The organism is Mesorhizobium sp. M1A.F.Ca.IN.020.03.2.1 (assembly GCF_004023205.1).
Lineage (GTDB): Bacteria > Pseudomonadota > Alphaproteobacteria > Rhizobiales > Rhizobiaceae > Mesorhizobium.
Map to the genome: position 1 here is coordinate 1 of NZ_RZSV01000379.1, position 3,433 is coordinate 3,433.

3 protein-coding genes are annotated in these 3,433 nt (G+C 60.9%); all 3 read left to right on the forward strand.

Annotation, left to right across the window (positions count from 1 at the left end):
- Positions 1–1,261 (forward strand): extracellular solute-binding protein (locus EOA79_RS30840; protein ID WP_164894029.1); only part of this gene is annotated, 1,261 nt, incomplete at its 5' end.
- The gene (locus EOA79_RS30845) at positions 1,261–3,138 is read left to right on the forward strand and encodes an extracellular solute-binding protein (RefSeq protein WP_127335909.1); all 1,878 of its coding nucleotides are present in this window, start codon (positions 1,261–1,263) and stop codon (positions 3,136–3,138) included. The genes EOA79_RS30840 and EOA79_RS30845, both read left to right, overlap by 1 nt.
- Positions 3,125–3,418 carry a hypothetical protein gene (locus EOA79_RS30850; protein ID WP_206522144.1) on the forward strand — a complete coding sequence of 98 codons (294 nt, stop codon included), beginning with the start codon at positions 3,125–3,127 and terminating at the stop codon, positions 3,416–3,418. Before EOA79_RS30845 ends, EOA79_RS30850 begins: the two co-directional genes overlap by 14 nt.
- Positions 3,419–3,433: the final 15 nt, after the last annotated feature.

A 3,433-nucleotide genomic window follows, 5' to 3' on the forward strand; every position in this document is an offset into this window, starting at 1 on the left:
GGAGGGCACCGATGCCAGCGGCAAGAAGCGCGACATCACCAGGCCGACTCTCGAGCCGCCGCTGGGATCAGCCGCCTACAAGATCGCCAGCTTCAAGCCGGGTTCCGAGATCGTCTGGCAGCGCGTGGCTGATTACTGGGGCGCCAAGCTGCCGGTGAAGATCGGCCGGGAGAACTTCGACACTCAGCGCTTCACCTACATACTGGACGAGAATGCTGCGTGGCAGGCCTTTACCAAGGGCGGGCTAGACGACATCAAGGCCGAAAACAGCTCGCGGCGGTGGGCGACGGCTTACAACTTTCCGGCGGTGAACGCCGGCGACGTGATCAAAAAGGAATTCAAGACCACTTCGCCGGAGCCGATGCAAGCCTTCATGCTGAACCAGCGCCGGCCGCTGTTCCAGGATCGCCGGGTCCGCGAGGCGCTAACCTATCCCTATGACTTCGAGACGATGAACCGAACGCTGTTCTTCAATTCCAACACGCGCACCCAAAGCTATTTCCAAGGTACGGAACTCGCGTCGAGCGGATTGCCGCAAGGCAAGGAACTCGAAATCCTCGAGAAGTATCGCGACAAGCTGCCGCCTGAACTGTTCACCCAGGAATTCAAGCTGCCGGTCTACGACTCACCGCAAGCGGAGCGGAAATATCTGAAGCAGGCTGTCGACCTCTTCGCCCAGGCCGGCTGGGTGATCAAGGGCGGCAAGATGATGAACGCCAAGAGCGGCGCGCCGTTCAAATTCGAGATCCTCGGCACGTCCGACACGGATCAGATCCTCTCCGGCAACTATATCGCCAATCTGCGCAAGATCGGCGTCGATGCGACGCTGCGCATCATCGACCCCAGCCAGTACGTCAACCGCGTCAACAATTTCGACTACGACGTCATCACCAACGTGCTGCAGCAGTCGGATTCGCCCGGCAACGAACAGCGCGATTTCTGGAGTTCGAAGTCCGCCGATTCACCCGGCTCGCGCAATTACTCCGGCATCAAGGACCCGGTCGTCGACGCGCTGGTGGACCGCGTCATCTTCGCCACCGACCGCGACGATCTCGTCGCCGCCACTCATGCGCTCGATCGCGTGCTGTTGTGGAACTACTATACCGTGCCGCAATACTACCGGGCGGTGGTCTGGCTTGCCTACTGGAACAAGTTCGGCATGCCCGAAAAGCAGCCCAGCTACCGTGGCGCCGATATCGACTCCTGGTGGATCGATACGGCGAAGGAAAAGGCATTGACCGCCAAATACAGGGGTAACTGATGAGGCGGCAGACATTGCTTCCTCGTCGCGACTTCCTGGCGCTCGGCGCGGCGGCGACTGCCGCAGCGCTGCTGCCGGGTCGGGCTTTCGCTCAGACCCCGACCGGTGTCAAATTGCATGGGCTGTCGGCGTTCGGCGATTTGAAATACAAGCCTGACTTCGCGCATTTCGACTATGTCAACGTCGATGCGCCGCAAGGCGGCACCTTCAATTTCCAGCCTTTCAACTGGGTCGCGAACCAGACCCCGCTGACCTTCAGCACCCTGAATTCATTCGTCCCCAAGGGCGATGCGCCGCAGCGCACGGAAATGTGCTTCGATGCGCTGATGGTGCGGGCGCTTGACGAGCCCGACGCCGTCTATGGGCTGATCGCCGACGGGGTCACGATTTCCGACGACCGCAACGGCTTCACCTTCTCGCTGCGCCCGCAGGCCCGTTTCCACGACGGCACGCCGCTGACGGCCGAGGATGCCGCCTTCACCTTCAAGCTGCTGAAGGACAAGGGGCACCCAGACTATTCGCTGTCGTTGACGCATCTGGAGGACGCCGTAGCGGTGGACGCCCACACGCTTGAACTCAAATTCTCAGGCAAGCAGGCCTCCCGCACGATTCTCAACGTCGTCCAGATGCCGATCCTGTCGAAAGCCTTCTATACGGCCAATCCGTTCGATTCCTCGCAGATGAATCCTCCGTTGGGTTCAAGCGCCTACAAGATCGGCCGCTGGTCGGCCGGGGCCTGGATCGAATATGAGCGGGTGGCCGACTATTGGGGCAACGATCTTCCGGTCAATCGCGGCCAGAACAATTTCCAGCGAATTCGCATCGAATCCTACCAGAACCGCAACGCCGCGTTCGAAGCGTTCAAGAAGGGCGAGATCCTCTACAGGGAAGAATCCGTTTCGCGTGTCTGGGCCACGGGTTACGATTTTCCGGCTGTCACAGCCGGCAAGGTGGTGAAGCACGAATTCCCGGCGGAAAAGGTGCCTTCCATGCAGGCCACCGCCGTCAATCAAAGGCGGGAACAGTTCCGGGACTCCCGCGTTCGGCAGGCGATCGCACTCTGCTTCGACTTCGAATGGACCCGACGCAATTTCTTCTACGGCTCATATGAGCGCTCGCAGTCTTGCTTCGAGAAATCGGATTTTCGCGCCGAAGGCGTGCCGTCGCCGCAGGAACTGACTTTGCTGGAGCCGCTGCGGGATCAGATTCCGCCCGAGACTTTCGGCGAAGCCGTGACCCAGGCTGTATCGAACGGCTCAGGCCGCGACCGCCAATTGCTGGGCAAGGCGGCGAAGCTTCTCGCCGAGGCCGGCTGGAAGCGATCCGGCGCGTTTGTCGTGAACGACAAGGGCGGACGGCTATCAGCCGAAATCCTCGTCGACGACGACGCGTTCGTGCAGATTTACTCGCCCTGGGTCGACAATATGAAGGCTGTCGGCATCGATGCCTCAATCCGGCTGGTCGATGCCGCGCAGTATCAATTGCGACAGAACACATTCGACTACGACATGATCTCCGCCGCCTTCTCCTTTAGCGCAACCCCGACCCGTGATGACCTCGAGACCTTCTTCCATTCGCGAAGCGCGTCGGTCTCAGGCTCTCGGAACCTGCCGGGCATAGCGAGTCCGGCTATAGACGCGCTGATCGACGCCGTCGGCGCGGCCAAGGACCGTGAGAGCCTCACCGTCGCCATGCGGGCGCTCGATCGGGCCTTGCGCGCTCGGCGCGATTGGATTCCAAGTTGGCATCTGGCGAATCACCGAAGCGCCTATTGGGACATGTTCGGCTTTCCCGAGCAGAAGCCCGATTTCGGCTTTCCGGTCGAAGCGCTGTGGTGGGTCGACAAGGGCAAGGCGGCGAAAATTGGCAAAGGGTGAATTTCTTGCGGGCGAAGGCGCCGCCCCTCACCTGCCTGTCGGCATCCTCTCCCCGTATAGTGGCGGGGAGAGGGAAGCCATCATCTATGGTTTCGCCAATCACAAGCGCCGTGGCGAACGTGCCGAGATCGCGGCCAGCCCCTTTCTCCCCGTCACTTTACGGGGAGAAATGTCCGGCAGGACGATGAGCGGCGGCGCCGACGCCGACAATTGGTCTGAAGCGATTGCCTCGGGGACGCCTCCAGATACAGTGGTCTTCCCCAAGGAGGGCAACATCTGATGGGCGGCTATATCC